Origin of the sequence: Streptomyces sp. NBC_01476 (assembly GCF_036227265.1) — a bacterium.
Taxonomy (GTDB): Bacteria; Actinomycetota; Actinomycetes; order Streptomycetales; family Streptomycetaceae; genus Actinacidiphila.
In genome coordinates this window covers 6,478,345-6,494,900 of sequence record NZ_CP109446.1, presented here as the reverse complement: position 1 = coordinate 6,494,900, position 16,556 = coordinate 6,478,345, and the positions used below count along the sequence as shown (strand labels likewise).

Sequence of the window (16,556 nt, the reverse complement as noted above, 5' to 3'; positions counted from 1 at the left end):
TCCCGCCCCTGCGAAGCTCGGTCCGGGAGGTGGGTGCCGATGCGGATGAGCGCGCCCGAAAGACGGGCCCTGATGGTACGGATGGCGGCCGAGGAATTCGCCCGTGGCGGCTTCCAGGGGACCTCGACCGAGTCGATCGCCGCGCGCTCCGGCGTCTCGCAGCCGTATCTGTTCCGGCTTTTCGCCAGCAAGCGCGACCTGTTCCTGGCCGCGGCCGACCACGGTACGACGCGCGCCGAACAGGCATTCCGGGAAGCGAGCGACGGGGCGGCCGGGACACAGGCGCTGCTGGCGGGCGAGCGCGCCTGGCGCCAACTGGTCCAGGAGGACTACGTGTTCGCGCTGCAGGCCCAGGTGCACGCCGCGGCGGCCTCGGACGCGGTGATCCACGCCGCCGCCGCCCGGCAGTGGGCGCGGCTGCGAAGGACGGTCGCTGCCGCCACCGGCCTGCCCGCACCGGCGCTGGAGGGGTTGTTCGGCCGCGTGCTGCTGCTGAGCACGGTCACCGCGTTGGACCCCGGCCGCCGAAAGCGGCGTGGGGAAGGCGGTACCGCTTCGGCCGGTCCGGCGATCACCACTCCCCCGCCACCCACAGCGCGTGGAAGCCGTGCGGCACCCGCATCGGCAGCTGCACCACCGCGGCCGGCTCCCCGGTGAAGTCCGCGGTGTCCAGCACGTGCAGTTCGCTGCGGTCGGTGGCAGGGTCGTACACCAGCGTCAGCAGCCACCCGTCGGCCTCCGGCGCCAGCGCGTCACGCGGCACGAAGACGCCTTCGCCGGCCGTCCGCCCGCCGGTGAAGGCGTGGCGGTCGGCGCGCCCGCTGACGTGGTCGTGCCGCAGCAGCGCCGGGCCGCAGAGCGCCGCGCCCTGCTCCGGGTCGAGTTCGACGGTGAAGGCGTAGCGGTGGGGCAGCCCGGTGCGCCGTTCGTCGATCCGCGGGAATTCCTGCACGCGGTCGTCCAGTTGCCGTTCCACCACAGCGCCCTCGCGCGGGTCGAGGGTCCAGCGCCACAAGGTGGGCGCCGACTCGCTGGGGTGCAGCCGGTCCCGGTCGAAGGCCCGCTCGTGCCGGATCACGTCCACGGTGATGCGGCCGTCGGCGTCCTCGAAGGCGTTGACCGGGTGGAAGACGAAGCAGGGTGAGACCTCCAGCCACAGCGCGGTCGCCTCGCTCCGGCCGCGGGGCACGATGCCGATCCTGGCGTCGCGGTCGCCCTGCCAGGAGTAGGGCACGGGTGAGCCGGCCCGCGCCTCGGCGGCGTCGTAGGCCACCGGCAGGTCGAAGAGCACGGTGTGGCGTTCGGTGAGGGCGAAGGAGTGCATCCAGGGCCGGCCCTTGACCGGGACGGGCGACGCGCCGCGCACCCGGCCCTCGACGTCGACGGTGAGCAGGAGCACCTCATCGTCCGTCTGGCCGGCGGCGACCGCGTGGAGTTCGCCGGTGACCGGGTCGGTGAGGGGATGCGCGCAGAATCCGCCGGGCAGGGTGCCGTCGAAGTCGGTGCGGGCGAGGGTGCGCAGGCCGGAGTCGATGACGAGCGGCAGGGCGCCGCCGTCGGTGACGGCCAGCGTACGGCCGGCATGCCGGACCAGGTTGGCGTTGACGTTGTCGTCCGCGCCGTGGCGCGGGCCGGGGGTGGGCAGCTCGCCGAGCGCGCGGCTGATCGCGTCACCACGCAGCCAGCGGTTGCGGTACCAGTGCGCCCGGCCGTCGCCCAGGCGCAGCCCGTGCACCATGCCGGCGGCGCCGAAGGAATGGTCCACCGCGGGGTCGTGGGCGCCCCGGGCGTTCGCCCCGATCCGCAGGAAGGTGCCGTCGAGCGCGGGGGGCAGGGTGCCGTGCACGGTCAGCGCGGTGTGCTCGGTCTCGGCGGACACCGGCTGGTAGCCGCGTTCGAGGAGGTGCGCCGTGCGGTGCGGAAATCCGCCGGGAAGGTGTCCTTCGGGCGTGTGACCAGTGGTGCGAGGCATGGCCGCCTCCTTCGAATAGCACTGTTATATAACGCCGTCATGGAAAGCGTCACAGCCGGCTGCCATACTGTCAAGGGTGAGTCCACGCCGGGTCGACCCGAATCTCAGTGCCCAACTGATCGACGCCGCCGCCAAGTTGCTCAGCGAAGAGGGACCGGCCGCGCTGTCCACCCGCAAGCTGGCGGCCATCGTGGGCACCTCGACCATGGCGGTCTACACGCATTTCGGCGGCATGGACGACCTGGTGCGGGCCATGGTCCGCGAGGGCTTCATGCTGCTCAGCAGCAGGCTCGGTGCGGTCGGGGAGAGCGACGACCCGGTCGCCGACGTGGTCGCCCTCGGCTGGGCCTACCGCGCCAACGCCCGCGAGCACTGGCACCTTTACAACGTGATGTTCGGCGGGTCGAGCCTGAGCGGTTTCTCGCTCACCGACGCCGACCGGCAGCACGGCCGGTACACCCTGGACGTACTCGTGGGGGCGGTCAAGCGCTGCGTCGCGGCCGACCGCTTCCGGCCCTCCGACCCCGAACTGGTCGCCCACCAGCTCTGGATCGCCCTGCACGGCCTGGTCACCCTGGACCTCGGCGGCTACCTGATCGAGCCCAACACCGCCGACGTCTGCTTCGAGGCGCAGGTGTGCGGCATGATCCTGGGCGCCGGGGACGATCCGCAGCGGGCCCTGGAGTCGGTGGCCCGAGCAGCACGACGGCGGGTCTGAGCCCCCCGCGGGGCCCGGACCCGCCGTCGTCAACCGGCGGCAAGCAGGCGGCCGTTACGTGTTCCAGGGCGCCTTGGGGAACCAGATGTAGCCGAGCGAGCCCAGCAGCCGCACGTCCCAGTAGATGACCGTGAACGCGCCGGCCACCAGGAACGCGGACGACGTCAGCGTCGCCACCCGGCCCGGTTTCGCAGCCAGCCAGCGCTGGATCGGCCGGCCGAAGCCGTAGGACAGGATCAGGAACAGCAGCGACATCACCAGGATGTTGCCGATGGACTGGAGCGAGAACGCGACCGCCCCGTAGAGCGGGTTGTGCTCGTCGGCCGCGTGCCGGAACAGGTTGCGGAACAGCGGGTACGGGCGGCCGATCAGGAAGCCGCCGACCATGACACCGACCAGCACCAGCGGGGCGTTGGGACGCCGGCGGGCGAGCGCCGCCAGCGGGTCCGGGATCAGGCCCGCCGCGGCCAGCCCGAGCACCAGCATGAACACGCCGATGACACCGAACACGATCATCGCCTGGGCGATACGCGGCGAGATGCCGGCGGTTGCCGCGGTCGAGAACTGCGGCATGTGCGTGCCGACCAGGCCGACCAGCACGCCGTAGGCGGCGGAGACCGGCAGCATGCCGACCGTCACCCAGCCCAGCGGCCGCAGCGTCTGGGCCAGTCGCTGGCGGCGGGTGAGGCCGGCCTGCCCGACCAGCGGGCCCACCGCGCCGAAGACGGCCACGTTGCAGGCGGTGAAGGAACCGGCCAGACCGGAGACGAAGGCGAAGAGCACGCCGGTGGCGATGCCGGTCAGCGGGGTGTTCACGGCGTTGTGGCCGAGCAGGTGGTTGGCGGTGTTGAAGCCGATCTCGTCGTCCGCCACGTTGGACGACCAGGCGTACGCGAGCAGCAGGCCGCCGAGCAGGCCGAGCAGCAGGACCAGTGCCCGGCGGCGCGGGAACAGGCCGTTGACGAACAGCGACGTGGCCCGCGGTGGCGCCTCTGGTGCCGGCGCCGTGGTGGTGGTCTCGGTCACGTGAGATCTCCTCTGGGAACAGGGGGGCGGAGGCATTGCGTGCGATCCGACAGCGGCAGCCGGGCGGCCGATCCCGTACGGCGGTGGCAGTATGTGAGCCGCCCGGTGCCGAGAGTGCAGGGAACGGGCCTGATTGTTCGGACTCAGCCCGTTCCACGCCTACTTCCGTGTTGCCCCGGCCCCGGCACGGTGGGAGTAGTGCCGCGGGCCCCGGCGCCGAAGCATGTAAGCGGAGAGCTGCGGCCGTCCGGGCACGCGGCGGGCTGGAGGCAACGATGAGCGGGAGCTGGCGGGCGGTCAGGCGCCGCCTGATAACGCCGAGCCACAACGAGACGAAGCTGTCGACCCGGGGCTTCTACGACAAAGGCCCCGAGGCGCGTGAAAACCTGGAGCGGGTCGGAGCGACCTTCCTGGACGGGTACGCGTTCGCCGTCGAGGCCCGTGACCAGGACGAGGCGCACCGGCGGCTGGAGCGCATTCCGGTGGGTTACCGCGGCTTCGGCTACGAGGGCGCCGCGATGGGTCTGGCCATGCTGGACGGCCTGCCGGTGCCCGGCAACGGGCGGGTGGCCGCCTTCCTGGCGGGCCACGGCGCCCCGCACGACTACATGGTGCACGTCGGCGTCGGCTGGGCGATGGCCCGGCTGCCCCGCTTCCGGTGGGCGTCAATCGCGCCCGCCGACCCGCTGCTGCGCTGGCTGGCCCTGGACGGATACGGCTTCCACCAGGCGTACTTCCGCACCCAGCGCTATGTGCGCGAGCAGTACCAGGAACGGGACTTCCCCTGGCCGGGCGACAGCACCCGGCGGTACGCGGGGCATGTCATCGACCAGGGCATCGGCCGGGCGCTGTGGTTCGTCGGCGGCACCGACCCGGCGGTGGTCGCGGACCTGGTGGACGGCTTCGCGACCGACCGACGCCCCGACCTCTACAGCGGGGTGGGGCTGGCCGCCTGCTACGCCGGCGGCGCCGACGAGGCGGAGCTGCTGACCCTGCTGGAGCGGGCCGGCCACTACCGGCCGCAGCTCGCCCAGGGTGCTGCCTTTGCCGCGACCGCCCGGGTGGAGGCGGACCTGGTGACCCCGCACACCGAACTGGCCACGAAACTGCTCTGCGGCCTGACCCCGCAGCAGGCCGCCGAGGTCTGCGCGCAGGCCCGGCCGACGCCGGTGGTGGACGACCGGCTGACGGCGTACGAGGTGTGGCGCCGGCAGATCTCCGAGCGGGTCGCCAACGGCGCTCCGGAGGCGCGGACATGACCGGCGTGGAGTCCGCGGCCGCCCCGGTCCGGCCGCGCGGCGCCGGTCCGCGCCGGCCCCCGGGGCCCTCGCGCGCCGCCACCCCGGTGCTGCTGGCCCGGATGGCGTCCGACCGGCTGGCGGTGATGACGGACGCGGCGGCCACCTACGGCGACGCGGTCCGGCTGCCGCTCGGCCCCAAGACGCTCTACTTCTTCAACCACCCCGACCATGTGCGCCAGGTGCTCACCGACAACAACACCAACTACCACAAGGGCATCGGCCTGGTGCACGCCCGCAAGGCGCTCGGCAACGGACTGCTGACCAGCGAGGGCGAGCTGTGGCGGGCCCAGCGCAAGGTGATCCAGCCGGTGTTCCAGGCGCGCCGCGTCTCCCGGCAGGCCGGCGCCATCGCCGAGGAGGCACTGCTGCTGGCCGAGCGGCTGCGGCTGCTCGCGGGCTCGGGGCCGGTGGACATCCGGCAGGAGATGACGGGTCTCACCCTCGGGGTACTGGGCCGCTCGCTGCTGGACGCGGACCTGGGGGCGTACGAGTCCATCGGCGAGGCGTTCGAGGTCGTCCAGGACCAGGCCATCTTCGAGATGATGAGCCTGAGTTCGGTGCCGTCCTGGGTGCCGCTGCCGCTCCAGCTGAGGTTCCGCAGAGCGCGGGCGGAGCTGGACCGGATCGTGGCCGCCCTCGCCACCGAGCGGGAGCAGCACCCGCCGGCGGACGGCACCCGCGACGACGTGCTGTCGCGGCTCATCGACGCGACCGCCGGCGAGCGGGACCCGGCGGTGCGGCAGGACCGCATGCGCGACGAGCTGATCACCCTGCTGCTGGCCGGGCACGACACCACGGCCAGCACGCTCAGTTGGACGCTCTACCTGCTGGACCGGCATCCCGAGGTCGGCGACCGGGTCCGCGCGGAGGTCGACGAGGTGCTGGGCGACCGGCTGCCGGACTTCGAGGACATCCACCGGCTGACGTACACCTCGATGGTGCTCCAGGAGGTGATGCGGCTCTACCCGGCGGTGTGGCTGCTGCCGCGCAAGGCGCTGGCCGAGGACGAGATCGGCGGCTTCCGGGTGCCGGCCGGCGCCGACGTGGTCCTCTGCCCCTACACGCTGCACCGGCATCCGCAGTTCTGGGAGGACCCGGACCGGTTCGACCCGGAGCGGTTCGCCAGGGGCCGCTCGGCGGGCCGGCACCGCTACAGCTACGTGCCCTTCGGCGCGGGACCGCGGGTCTGCGTGGGCAGCAGCCTGGGGATGCTGGAGGCCACGGTGGTGCTCGCCGTCCTGCTGCGCCGGCTGCGGCTGACCGTTCCGGCCGGCCACGAGGTGGTGGCCGAGCCGATGCTGACGCTGCGGATCAAGGGCGGTCTGCCGATGACCGTGGCGCCGCGGAACTGACCCTGTCCCCTGAGTACGAGGAAGCCCCCCGGCGGTCCGCCGGGGGGCTTCCTCAGGTGCCGCGGTCAGTCGGCGAGCCGGCGGAAGGCCCCGCCGAGGTACAGCAGCGGGTCCTCCGCAGAGGAGCGGCCGGCCCCCAGGACGGCGCCCACGAAGATGGTGTGGTCGCCCCCTTCGTGGACGGCGCTGAGCCGGCACTCCAGCCACGCCTGGACGTGGCCGAGCACGGGAGCGCCGGTGTGCCGTCCGGGCTGGTACTCGACAGCGGCGAACTCCCGTGTCCCGCGCGGGCGTCCGTGGTCGGCGAAGTGCCGGGCCACCCACTCCTGGTCACGGCCGAGCACCGAGACCGCGAACGCCTGCTCGGCCAGCACGGTCTGGTGGATGGCCGCCGACTTCACCACGCACACCAGCACCTGGGCCGGCTCCAGCGAGACGGACGTGAAGGAGTTGGCCGTCATACCCCGCGGGGTGTCGCGCCCCGCGGTCAGTACGGTCACCCCGGTGGCGAAACGCCCCAGCACCCCGCGCAGCGCGCGGCGGTCGTGGACGTCCGCCTCGGGTGCCTCTACGGGCAGCGGTGGCAGGTCGAGCGGGCCTGGCAGCGGTACGGAGGCCGGTTGGACGGTGGACATGGGAATCACCCCGCGGTGGTGGTGACGGTCAGGGAGGTCGCCGTGCCGGGGACGGCGTAGGGGACCAGGGCGAGCCGGAGCGGCTCGGGAACCCTGGTCGGGCGCGTGTCGGTGTTCGGGCCGCGCATGCAGGCGATCCGCTGCTGCCCGCGGGCGATCAGCGACTCGCCCCCGTCCGGCCCGAGGCGGACGTAGTCGAAGGTGAAGGCGACCTGGGTCTGGGTCAGGTCCAGCAGCCGCATACGGATGGACAGTTCGTCGAACGCGGTGATCTCGGCGAAGAACTCGCAGTCCACCTTCAGGGTGAACAGCTTGAGGTCCGCGCGGATGTCGGCGAGCACGCCGGGGGCCTTCTCCCGCAGGAACATCTCCCGGCAACGGCCCTGCCAGCGCAGGTAGTTGACGTAATAGACGTTGCCGACGAGGTTGGTCTCCTCGAAGCCCACCAGGTGGCGGTACTCGTAGTAGTCCGGCAGGGTCATCGGGTCCCCTCGGTCAGCACGCTGAAGGACACCGGATCGGCGACGCCGTCCAGGGTGGTCAGGAAGGTGACGACGCGGTGCTCGCCGCCGCGGAAGGCCACCCAGCCGGCGGGCAGTCCCGCGTCGCCGTCCAGGCTCAGCGACGCGACCGCGCGGCCCGCCTTGCGCAGCGTCTCCACCGCGCCCCACACCCGGGTGGCGGCCTGGCTCAGCGGCTCGCCGCGGCCCTCGGCGAGGAGGCTGGCCAGCGCCAGGCCATCGGCTCCCAGCAACCCTGCCCACTCGCTCTCCGGACGCTCGGCGGCGACCTCGACGTCGCAGGTGACGGCGTGCTCGGCGACCACGGCGAAGGTGACGCCCGCCGCGTGCGAGGACGACATCCGCCGGCCGTCGGCCAGTTCCGGCCTTCCGTCGGGCCGGTGGTGCACCTCGGTGGTACGTCCCAGCGCCCAGCTCACCGCCTGCGCGGTGCGCTGCCGCCGCTCCTCGACCGAGGAGCCGGCCGCCGCGCCGCCGGGCAGGACGACGCAGCGCACCGGGTGACCGAAGGCCGCCTCCACCCGCCGTTCCAGGAACGGGCCGAGCAGTGCGGGCAGCCAGGGACCGGCGCCGTCCTGCTTGCGGACCGCCTGGAGCAGCAGGCCCTCCCAGCGTTCGACCAGGAGGCCCGCCTCGTCGCGGACGTCAAGGTCGTAGAGGTAGCTGTCGCCGTCCCGGGAGCGCTCGCGCGCGTCGAGGAACAGCAGCCGGCCGGTACGGGCGGCGGACGCGGCGGCCAGGTGCAGCCGCTCCACGCTCACCGGCAGCAGGGTCGCCTCCGGTACGCACGCCTGAATGGAGTGCATGAGGGCGTCCCGGGTACCGGGGTCGGCCAGGACGAGGTCGCCCGGGTGGTAGCCGGCGAACCAGTCCGAGCGCGGGGTGTCGTCGATCTCCGCCAGGCAGTGCTTGGCGGCCAGGTCCCGGTAGCCGAGCAGCCGCTGAAAGCGGTCGCCCTGGAAGAGCACCGGCCCGTACAGCTCGCCGGGGGCCAGCGGCACCCGCGGCACCTGGTCGGTGACGGGTACCGGTTCGCCGTCCGGCAGGGAGGTGCCGAAGCGCAGGGTGGCCCGGAAATGGTCGGCCTGGAAGCCGGTCTCACCGCTGCGCACCACCGCCTCGACGGTGTCGGGGCCAGTGGCGAGGACGGCGACCCGCAGGGTCGTCGCGCCGTTCACCGGAACCACGATCGGCCGCAGGAACCGCATGTTCTCCAGCACCGGGGTGTCCTGCCGGCCGGTCAGCGCGGTGGCGGCCTGGGTCATGGCCTCCATGCCGAGGACGGCAGGGAAGAGCAGGTCGCCGTCGAGCAGGTGGTCGGGCAGGTAGAGGTCTCCGCCGGCGCTGAGTTCGCAGTCCGCGACCAGTTCGATGCCGGGGTAGTGCACCTGGGTGCGCTCCAGGAAGCGCAGCAGCGGCAGTTCGCGCTGTTCCAGGGTGATCGTCGGCAGCCCGCCCGCCCGGCCCATCACGACCAGGGCCGGCGGCGTGGTACAGGTGGCCAGCAACTGGCCGAGCAGTGCCACACCCTGGTCGGCGGGTATCGGCTCGATGCCCTCGCGGACCAGCGCCTCCAGCACACCCAGCCGCTCCCCCATACCGGCGCCGGACCAGACCGACCACTCCAGAGCAAGGCAACGGCAGTCGGGGTATTCCTGCTGGAAGCGGACCGTGAGTTCGGTGAGCCAGTCGTTGGCGGTCGCGTAGTCCGCCTCGCCGCGCAGTCCGGCCCGGCCGATGATGCTGCCGAAGGTCACGAAGAGCCGCAGCGCCGCCGGGTCGATCGCGGCCAGGACGGTCTCCACGCCGTCGATCTTGGTGGCCAGGGTACGGCGGAACGAGTCCTCGTCGAGGGTGGCAAGCGCCTGCGGCTCGTTGCGGCCCGCGCCGTGCAGCAGGCCGGTGACCGGGCCGAGCGCGCGGGTGATCTCGCCGACCGCCGCCTTGACCTGGTCGGCGGAGGTCACATCGGCCCTGGCGTAGTGCACCCGGACCCCCGCTGCTCTCATCCGGGCCAGGTTGTCGGCGAGTTCGGCGTCCTCGGCCGGGTCGGAGCGGCCCATCAGACCGACCGCCGCGCCGTCCTCACCGGCCAGCGAGATCGCGCACTCGGCGGTGATGCCCTTACCGCCGCCGGTGACCAGCAGCACGTCATCGCTGCCGAGCGCCTGGTGGGCGGGATCGGGTTCGATGTCCACCACCCGCAGCACCGGCACCCGCCGTACTCCGTCTGCGTCGTAGTGCACCTCGCTGAACGCGGTGGTGGCCGCCGTGTCGGCGGCGATCCTCTCGCTGAGCGCGTCGGCGCGGTCGGCCGGCAGGTCCTCGGGCAGCGGCAGCGTCACGACGGTGACGGGGATGTCCGGGGCCTCCAGGTGCAGTGTCTTGGCCAGGCCCGCGGCTCCCCTGCGGTCGCCGATCGCGACCAGCCGGGTGCCCGCGGCGCGGCGAGCCGGGTCGAGCGCGGCCCTGGCGGCGGCGAGCATCAGGCCGGTGTGCTCCTGGTCGCAGTCGCGGGGCAGCGCCAGCAGAACGCCGCTGCCAGGCCCTGACGCGCGCAGCCGCTCGGCGAGCGGTCCGGCCAGCGGGTGCCGTTCGGAGGCGAAGACCTCCCACTCGCCGCCGGGTCCGTCCGCCGCGCCGGCCGGCGTTTCGGCCGGTGTCAGATCGACCAGGAACGGCCGCACCCACGGCGCGACACCTGGTGCGGTGGCCGGCCGGCGGTCGCCGTCCGGCGCCTGCTCGGCCAACTCGTCAAGCAGCTCGGCGAGTTGGCTGAGGGTCGAGGTGGCGAAGGCGGTGGTGACCATGGGGGCGCCGATGCCCAGCTCCTGGGCGGCCTGGTTCATGATCTGGCCGACGGTGATGGAACTGAGATGCAGTTCGTCCAGCGGGTTGGCCGCCGGGTCGACGGTCTCGACCGGAAGTTCGGCCCGCTCGGCGGCCAACCGGACCAGTACCTCCAGGCTGGAGGCGGTCTCCCCGCCGCCGTTCGGTGCCGCGCCGGCGACCGCGCTGTCGATGCCGGCCGCGAGGGCGGTGAGTTGGGGCGGCGTGACCGGTTCCGGCTGCTCCAGTACGAAGTCCTCGCCGTTGGCCTCGCAGGGACTGGCGAAGAAGCGGAACTCCTTGTCCAGCGGCAGCGGCCGGGTGAACCGGTTCGTGAACAGCCGGTCGTGCCGGACGGGCGCGCCCATCGTCCAAGCGGCCGCGACCGAGCCGAGCAGCCCGCTGAGCGACAGGGCGTCCGCATCGGTGGCGACCGCGGGCACGGTGGGCGCGATGTCGGCGGCCAGCGACTTCAGCACGTGGCCGGGGCCGACCTCGATCAGCAGGTCGACGTCACCGGCCAGTTGCTGGAGAGCCTCGGTGAACCGCACCGGTCGCAGAATCTGCTGGGTGAGCAGGTCCACCACGTCGGTGTCGGCGGGCAGCAGCCCGCCGGTGACGGTCGAGACCATGCCGTCACCGACCGTGCCGAACCGCTCGTTCGCCAGGTGCTCGGCGAATCCGGACGCCGCCGGGGCGACGGCCGGGGAGTGGAAGGCGTGGGAGACGTTGATCCGGGTGACGCCGACGCCCTGTCCGGCGGCCAGCGCGCAGACCCGTTCCACCGCCGCGGCGGGACCGGACACCACCGTCTGCTGCGGGCTGTTGTAGCCGGCGATCACCACCGGTTCGCCGACGGTCAGCGCCTCGGCGAGCGCCGGTGTCGTGGTGAGCGCCGCCATCGTGCCGTCGCCGTCGCTGGCTTCGGCCATGATACGACCGCGGGCTGCCGCCGCCCGCAGCACCGTGGGCTCGTCCATGGCGCCCGCCCAGTGCAGGGCGGTCAGTTCGCCGAGGCTGTGCCCGGTGGCCCGGACCGCCTCGATTCCGAGGATGTCCAGTATCCGCAGGCCCGCCACCGAGGCGGCCACGATGCGCGGCTGTGCCACGTCGGTGGCGACCAGGTCGCCGTCGGTCGGCAGCGCCAGCCGGTCGTACAGCTCGTCCACGGCGGCGAACCGACGGCGCAGTGCGCCTCCGTCGCCACGCTTTCCGGCGCCCTGGCCCGGGAAGAGGAAGCCGATCCGGGGGGCGGACCCGGCGCTGCCGAGAAAGACCCCGCGGGCGGTGTGCACCGCGGACCGGACCCCGGAGGCCAGCAGGTGGGCCAGCGCGGTCAGCCGCTCGGTGGCCTGCTCGGGTGAGGCGACGACCACTGCGGCACGCAGGGGCCGGTCGGCCAGTTCGCCCTGCAACGTGGCGGCCAGGTCGGCGAGTTCTGCGTAGGACAGCTGGGCGCAGAACTCGGCGAGCCGGGTCGCCTTCTGCTGCAGTTCGTCCGGGTCGGCACCGTCGAGCAGGAGCAGCTCCACATCCTGCCGGGAGGCGACAAGCCGCCGGGCGACGGCGGGCACGCCGGTGCGGCGCACGCCGTCGGCGTGCTCGACCACGACGTGCGCGTTGATGCCGCCGAAGCCCATGGAGGAGACTCCGGCCCGGATGGGCGCGCCCTGCGGCCACAGCTCGGCCCGGTCCGGCACCCGCATCGCGGGCGCCGGACCGGTCAGTTCGGAGTGCGGGTCGACGTGGCTGGTGGCGGGCGGGATCACCTGGTGGCGCACGGCGAGGATCGCCTTGAGGAGTCCGGCGACGCCGGCCGCCGCCTTGGTGTGGCCGAAGTTGCCCTTGACCGTGCTGAGGGCGGCGGGCCGGGTCGCGGCGGCGTCCCGGCGAGCCTCGGAGAAGGCCCGCAGTTCGGTGGCGTCGCCGACGGCGGTGCCGGTGCCGTGGCCCTCGAAGTAACCGACCGTCTCGATACCGAAGCCGGCCGCGCGGTAGGCGCGGCGCAGGGCGAGCCGGTGGCCACTGGCCTCGGGCCGGGTGATGCCGCCCTTGCCGTCGGAGGAGTAGCCCCAGCCGGCGATGGTGGCGTAGCGGAAGCGGTCCTGCGCGCGGGCGTCCTCGTCCCGCATCAGGACCAGCATGCCGCAGCCCTCGCCGGGCCAGAAGCCGTTGGAGCCCTTGTCGTAGACCCGCATCTCGCCGGTGGCGAGCGCGCCGGTCTTGGCGAAGCCGATCACCTCAAAGGGGTCGATGCTCAGGTCGACGCCGCCGGCCACCGCCACGTCGATCTTGCCGCCGGCCAGCGCGTCGCACGCGGTGGACACCGACAGCAGCGAGGAGGAACAGGCGCCGTCGACGGTGAAGCCGCCGCCCTTGAAGTCGAAGTGGTTGCAGATCCGCCCGGCGATGGTGTTGGCCAGGCCGCCCGCGAGGGTGTCCTCGCCGATGGGCGGGAAGGCGCTCTTGTAGCGCTGCTCCAGGTTGTCGAGGAAGGCGGTGAGCGCCGCGTCGTCCCAGCCCTGCTCGCGCAGCGCCGCGCCGACGGTGCGGCGGACGTACGGCCAGCGCAGCCGCATCAGGTTGGCCCGGCTGAACTCGCCGGTCAGGGTGTTACCGATGATGACGCCGGTGTTGGCACCCTCCAGCCCCTCACCGAACGGGAAACCGGCGTCCTCCAGCGCGCGGGCCGCGGTGTCCAGGGCGAGCCAGTGGGTCATGTCGGTGGAGCGGAAGGTGCTGCCGGCCACCCGGTAGCGGACCCGGTCGAACTCGAAGCCCTCGATCACCGCGGCCTTGGCGCTGTAGAAGCGGTCGGGGGCCGTGGGGTCGGGCGAGTAGTAGTCCTCGGCACGCATCCGCTCGTCGGGCAGCTTGCGGAAGGCCCGGCGGCCCGCGAGGACGTTCTGCCACAGCTCTTCGGGGTTCTCCGCGTCGGGATAGCGGCAGGCGATGCCGACCACCGCGATCCGCCCTGCCTGGGGACGCTCCTCGTCATCGGCCGTGGTGACCGGCCGGAAGTCGCGTACGGTCATGCGGCCACCGCCTCGCTGCCCGTGGGGCGCTCCGGTTCCGCGGTCTGCTCCACCGGGCCGCCGGCCGCGCTGTTCTTGCGGGCGCGCTGCTGGATGAGGTGCGCCACCCACCAGCCGATGCCGCGCAGGCCGCAGACGATCGTGGTGGCGAAGAAGAGCGTGTAGACGACGTTGAAGACCATCAGCACCGCGTAGACCATGGCGACCGAAGAGCCGAAGACGAACTGGTTGCGGCCCTTGGAGGGCGTGGTGCCCGGGTCGGTGATCATGTAGTTGGTGAAGAGCACGAACGCCACGCCGCTCATCGGCCCGAGCGCGGACCAGATCGCCACGTGCCAGATGAAGTGCCGCAGCACCGCCTGGATGACGAAGCCGCCGAGCCAGCCGACGATCAGCGGCACCCGCTTGGTGAGCATCGCGTTGATCACCGTGCCCGCGGTGGCGATGACCAGCGGGATGCCGACCCGGAAGAAGGTGTTGGCGTTCTCGGTGAACTCGTACGGCGGGGCGATGCTGATCCAGGAGCCGAACATCACCAGCGAGACCGTGATGCCGAAGTTGGACGGGTTCATGAAGTGCCGCATCCGGCCGTTGACCGGGGCCTGGAGCACATGCTTGCCGGCCACGCCGATGAACACGCCGAGCAGGATCGGCAGCAGCCGGCTGTTGGCGTAGAGCAGCATGTTCACCGCGAGCGCGGTGATGTGGGACGGCAGCAGGAACTCGTACACCCCGCGGGCGCCGTTGCCGAGGAAGCGCGGCTTGCGCTCCTGGGCCCAGGCGCTGATCAGCTCCAGCGCGATCTCGACGACATAGGCGAACGGGGCGCAGATGACCGGCCACAGCCAGGGCTGCTCGAAGCCGAGCAAGGTGTAACCGAGGACGTTGAACACGGACATGGACAGCGCGAAGTTGCGCAGCGCAAGATAGCGGGGGTCTCTGTTGGGTTCCTTCTTCTTGGTGCGGGGCCGGACTGCGTGCGGCGTCGCGTTGACGGTCTCGGTCGCGGTCATCAGCTCGTCACCTCCTGGATGTCGTCGGTCAGCATGAGGGTGTGGCTGCCAGCGGTGAGCTGCTGGGTCGTGGTGTGCAGACCGCCCTGGCTGTCGCGCCAGGTGAAGTGCGCGGTGACCGGTCCTGAGTAGCTGCCGAGGCCGAAGCGCACGTCGAAGCTGCGGAAGCCGCCGTGGCCGCCGCCGCCGTCGAGCTGGGCGATCTGCTTGCCTTCCGGCGTGGTGATGCTCACGGTGGCTCCGTAGGCCGGCGAGCCGGGGGCGGTCAGACCCTGTCCTGCGGTCGCGCCCTGGGCCGGCCGGAACAGCCGCAGCGTCAGGTCGTGGCCCAGCGCCGGGGACTGGTTGGCGTAGAAGGCCGGCGGGCCCCACTGGCGGGCCACCGCGAAGTCCAGCGAGCCGGTGCCGGTGGTGTCGGCGGTGGCGATGCCGCGGGTCGGGATCTGGACGTCGAGGCCCAACTGCTTGCTGACATTGGCGTACTTGCCGCCGGCGGTCCTGGCGTAGAAGGCCAGCACCTCGTGGCCCGCCAGGTCGTCACCGGGACCGACGTGCGGCCACATCGCCGGATTGGACAGCAGGTCGTCGTTGGTCATGGCCATTTCCTGCAGCCACGGCCAGCGGTCGATGTCGCCCTTGACGAAGCCGTCCGCCTGCAGGATGTTCTGCCGGCCGTCGTTGAGGAAGTCGCCCATCTTGGCGTCCCAGCCCCAGCCGGTCCAGGCGACGCCGTTCTCCTGCGCCTCCTGCTTGAACGGCGCGACACCGGCCTGCATCTTGCTCTTGGCGGCGGCCGGGCTGCCGGCCTGGTTGACCCAGAGGAAGTTGCTCTCCTCCAGGCCCCAGGCGACGGTGATGTTGCTGACCATCATGTCGAAGCTGCCGTTGGCGTCCACATCGCCGAAGTCGACGCCCATGCCCTTGAACGACCCCTTGCCGAGCACGAAGGACTTGGGGGTGGTCGGGGTGCGCTGCCCGGTCACCTCGGTGAAGTGGATGTTCCCGGGGGTGGAGGTGTTGTACAGCAGGTGGCCGTGTCCGAAGTCGTTGGCGATGTAGACGTCGGGCAGGCCGGAACCGGTCAGGTCGGCGCCGGAGATGGCCAGCGTCCAGCCGGTGGAGGCGGCGTACGGAATGGCGTCCTTGTCCTCGATGAACGTGGCGTCGGGGTCGGTCCCGGCGCTGGACCGGTAGTAGCGCAGCACGTGGTCGCCGCCGGCGTTCTTCGCGCTGGACAACGAGTTGTTCATCTGGACGTTGTTGAGGCCGTGCGGGTCCAGGACGTCGGAGTCGGGGAAGTAGTTCCCGATGATGATCGACGGGTGGCCGCTGCCGTCGAGGTCGGCGACGTAGGCGGCGTCGGTGTTCCACCGCGGGCCGTGGTACCTGCCGTCGACGGACTGCGAGGGGACGACCTCACGCGGGGTGTACGCGGCGACGGACGGTGTGGTGGCGTCGGACTTGGCCAGGAACAGCACCGGGGTCCGTCCCCAGTACGTGACCAGGAAGTCGGTGCGGCCGTCACCGTTGAAGTCGCCGGGCGTGCAGCCGGTCGGCGCCATGGTGTCGTCCATCGGCAACGGCTTCCCGTCCAGCACGAACGGGGTGAACCGGTCGGTGGGACGGGCAGTGGGGGTGTAGGTGACGACGACGTCGTTGGTCCGCGTGTCGACGATGCACATGCCGTCGGCCAGTCCATGTCCGGTGACGTCGTTGACCGCGATGCTGGCACCGACCGAAGAGATCCAGGCGCGAATCTTCTCGTAGGCCGGATTCACTTTCCGGATCGTGTTCATCGGCTGGGACTCGTAGCCGGGAGGCATCGCGATCGGCATTTCCTTGAATTTGTACGCCGCGGCTGCCTCGTCACCTCCGGCTACTGCCACGGAAGCGCGGACGACAAAGAACAGCGAGGCTGCCACCAATACGGTGACAACCCCGGGTACGAGTCTGCGGAATCGTCGACGGTACGACATCCAAATTCCCTCCGTTTGAACGACGACAAGGGAGCCGGCCAGGCCGTCACGAATTTAATTCGACAACGTCGGTCGACAATTACCTGCTGGACCTCACACTTGAGGATGCCTTGCCCGAGCAGGGCATGTTTCTCTGACGTTGCTGGGGTTCGAACGGGTGCGCAGCCATCGGGAACAA

The 16,556-nt window shown here is 72.0% G+C and carries 11 protein-coding genes; 4 read left to right on the top strand and 7 right to left on the bottom strand.

The annotated features are described in order from the left end of the window. Positions 1–45 precede the first annotated feature (45 nt). Positions 46–657 carry a TetR/AcrR family transcriptional regulator gene (locus OG552_RS28385; protein WP_329137694.1) on the top strand — a complete coding sequence of 204 codons (612 nt, stop codon included), beginning with the start codon at positions 46–48 and terminating at the stop codon, positions 655–657. On the opposite strand, the gene OG552_RS28380 is transcribed toward OG552_RS28385, so the two are convergent. Further along, the gene (locus tag OG552_RS28380; RefSeq protein WP_329137692.1) at positions 572–1,972 is read right to left on the bottom strand and encodes a carotenoid oxygenase family protein; all 1,401 of its coding nucleotides are present in this window, start codon (positions 1,970–1,972) and stop codon (positions 572–574) included. The two genes, OG552_RS28385 and OG552_RS28380, sit on opposite strands and share 86 nt — an antisense overlap. A gap of 76 nt (positions 1,973–2,048) precedes the next feature. On the opposite strand from OG552_RS28380, the gene OG552_RS28375 reads away from it, so the two are divergent. Further along, positions 2,049–2,690: a TetR/AcrR family transcriptional regulator gene (locus tag OG552_RS28375; RefSeq protein WP_329137690.1), complete on the top strand. Its 642-nt coding sequence runs from the start codon at positions 2,049–2,051 to the stop codon at positions 2,688–2,690. Between the two features lie 54 nt (positions 2,691–2,744). Here the strand turns inward: OG552_RS28375 and OG552_RS28370 are convergent, their stop codons facing one another. Next, positions 2,745–3,716 carry a hypothetical protein gene (locus tag OG552_RS28370; protein WP_329137688.1) on the bottom strand — a complete coding sequence of 324 codons (972 nt, stop codon included), beginning with the start codon at positions 3,714–3,716 and terminating at the stop codon, positions 2,745–2,747. A gap of 275 nt (positions 3,717–3,991) precedes the next feature. On the opposite strand from OG552_RS28370, the gene OG552_RS28365 reads away from it, so the two are divergent. Next, the gene (locus OG552_RS28365) at positions 3,992–4,975 is read left to right on the top strand and encodes a DUF1702 family protein (protein ID WP_329137686.1); all 984 of its coding nucleotides are present in this window, start codon (positions 3,992–3,994) and stop codon (positions 4,973–4,975) included. After that, on the top strand, positions 4,972–6,369 hold the full coding sequence (locus tag OG552_RS28360; protein WP_329137684.1) for a cytochrome P450: 1,398 nt from the start codon (positions 4,972–4,974) through the stop codon (positions 6,367–6,369). Before OG552_RS28365 ends, OG552_RS28360 begins: the two co-directional genes overlap by 4 nt. Before the next feature lie 65 nt (positions 6,370–6,434). Here the strand turns inward: OG552_RS28360 and OG552_RS28355 are convergent, their stop codons facing one another. From OG552_RS28355 to OG552_RS28335, 5 genes are read right to left on the bottom strand one after another with little or no spacing between them, the layout of a single operon-like run. Then, positions 6,435–7,004 carry a flavin reductase family protein gene (locus OG552_RS28355; RefSeq protein WP_443071055.1) on the bottom strand — a complete coding sequence of 190 codons (570 nt, stop codon included), beginning with the start codon at positions 7,002–7,004 and terminating at the stop codon, positions 6,435–6,437. Between the two features lie 5 nt (positions 7,005–7,009). Next, the gene (locus tag OG552_RS28350) at positions 7,010–7,480 is read right to left on the bottom strand and encodes an acyl-CoA thioesterase (protein ID WP_443071208.1); all 471 of its coding nucleotides are present in this window, start codon (positions 7,478–7,480) and stop codon (positions 7,010–7,012) included. A gap of 2 nt (positions 7,481–7,482) precedes the next feature. After that, entirely contained in the window at positions 7,483–13,389 is a 5,907-nt protein-coding gene (locus tag OG552_RS28345) for a type I polyketide synthase (protein ID WP_329137678.1), read from the bottom strand. Then, positions 13,386–14,402: an enediyne biosynthesis protein gene (locus OG552_RS28340; RefSeq protein ID WP_329137676.1), complete on the bottom strand. Its 1,017-nt coding sequence runs from the start codon at positions 14,400–14,402 to the stop codon at positions 13,386–13,388. Before OG552_RS28340 ends, OG552_RS28345 begins: the two co-directional genes overlap by 4 nt. Further along, positions 14,402–16,378: a CRTAC1 family protein gene (locus OG552_RS28335; RefSeq protein ID WP_443071054.1), complete on the bottom strand. Its 1,977-nt coding sequence runs from the start codon at positions 16,376–16,378 to the stop codon at positions 14,402–14,404. The genes OG552_RS28340 and OG552_RS28335 overlap by 1 nt, the downstream gene beginning before the upstream one ends. Positions 16,379–16,556: the final 178 nt, after the last annotated feature.

Bases quoted from the DNA above. Each gene is read 5' to 3' on its own strand.
- OG552_RS28385 (WP_329137694.1), top strand. From the start codon at position 46: ATGAGCGCGCCCGAAAGACGGGCCCTGATGGTACGGATGGCGGCCGAG.
- OG552_RS28345 (WP_329137678.1), bottom strand. From the start codon at position 13,389: ATGACCGTACGCGACTTCCGGCCGGTCACCACGGCCGATGACGAGGAG.
- OG552_RS28335 (WP_443071054.1), bottom strand. From the start codon at position 16,378: ATGTCGTACCGTCGACGATTCCGCAGACTCGTACCCGGGGTTGTCACC.
- OG552_RS28380 (WP_329137692.1), bottom strand. From the start codon at position 1,972: ATGCCTCGCACCACTGGTCACACGCCCGAAGGACACCTTCCCGGCGGA.
- OG552_RS28340 (WP_329137676.1), bottom strand. From the start codon at position 14,402: ATGACCGCGACCGAGACCGTCAACGCGACGCCGCACGCAGTCCGGCCC.
- OG552_RS28365 (WP_329137686.1), top strand. From the start codon at position 3,992: ATGAGCGGGAGCTGGCGGGCGGTCAGGCGCCGCCTGATAACGCCGAGC.
- OG552_RS28360 (WP_329137684.1), top strand. From the start codon at position 4,972: ATGACCGGCGTGGAGTCCGCGGCCGCCCCGGTCCGGCCGCGCGGCGCC.
- OG552_RS28355 (WP_443071055.1), bottom strand. From the start codon at position 7,004: ATGTCCACCGTCCAACCGGCCTCCGTACCGCTGCCAGGCCCGCTCGAC.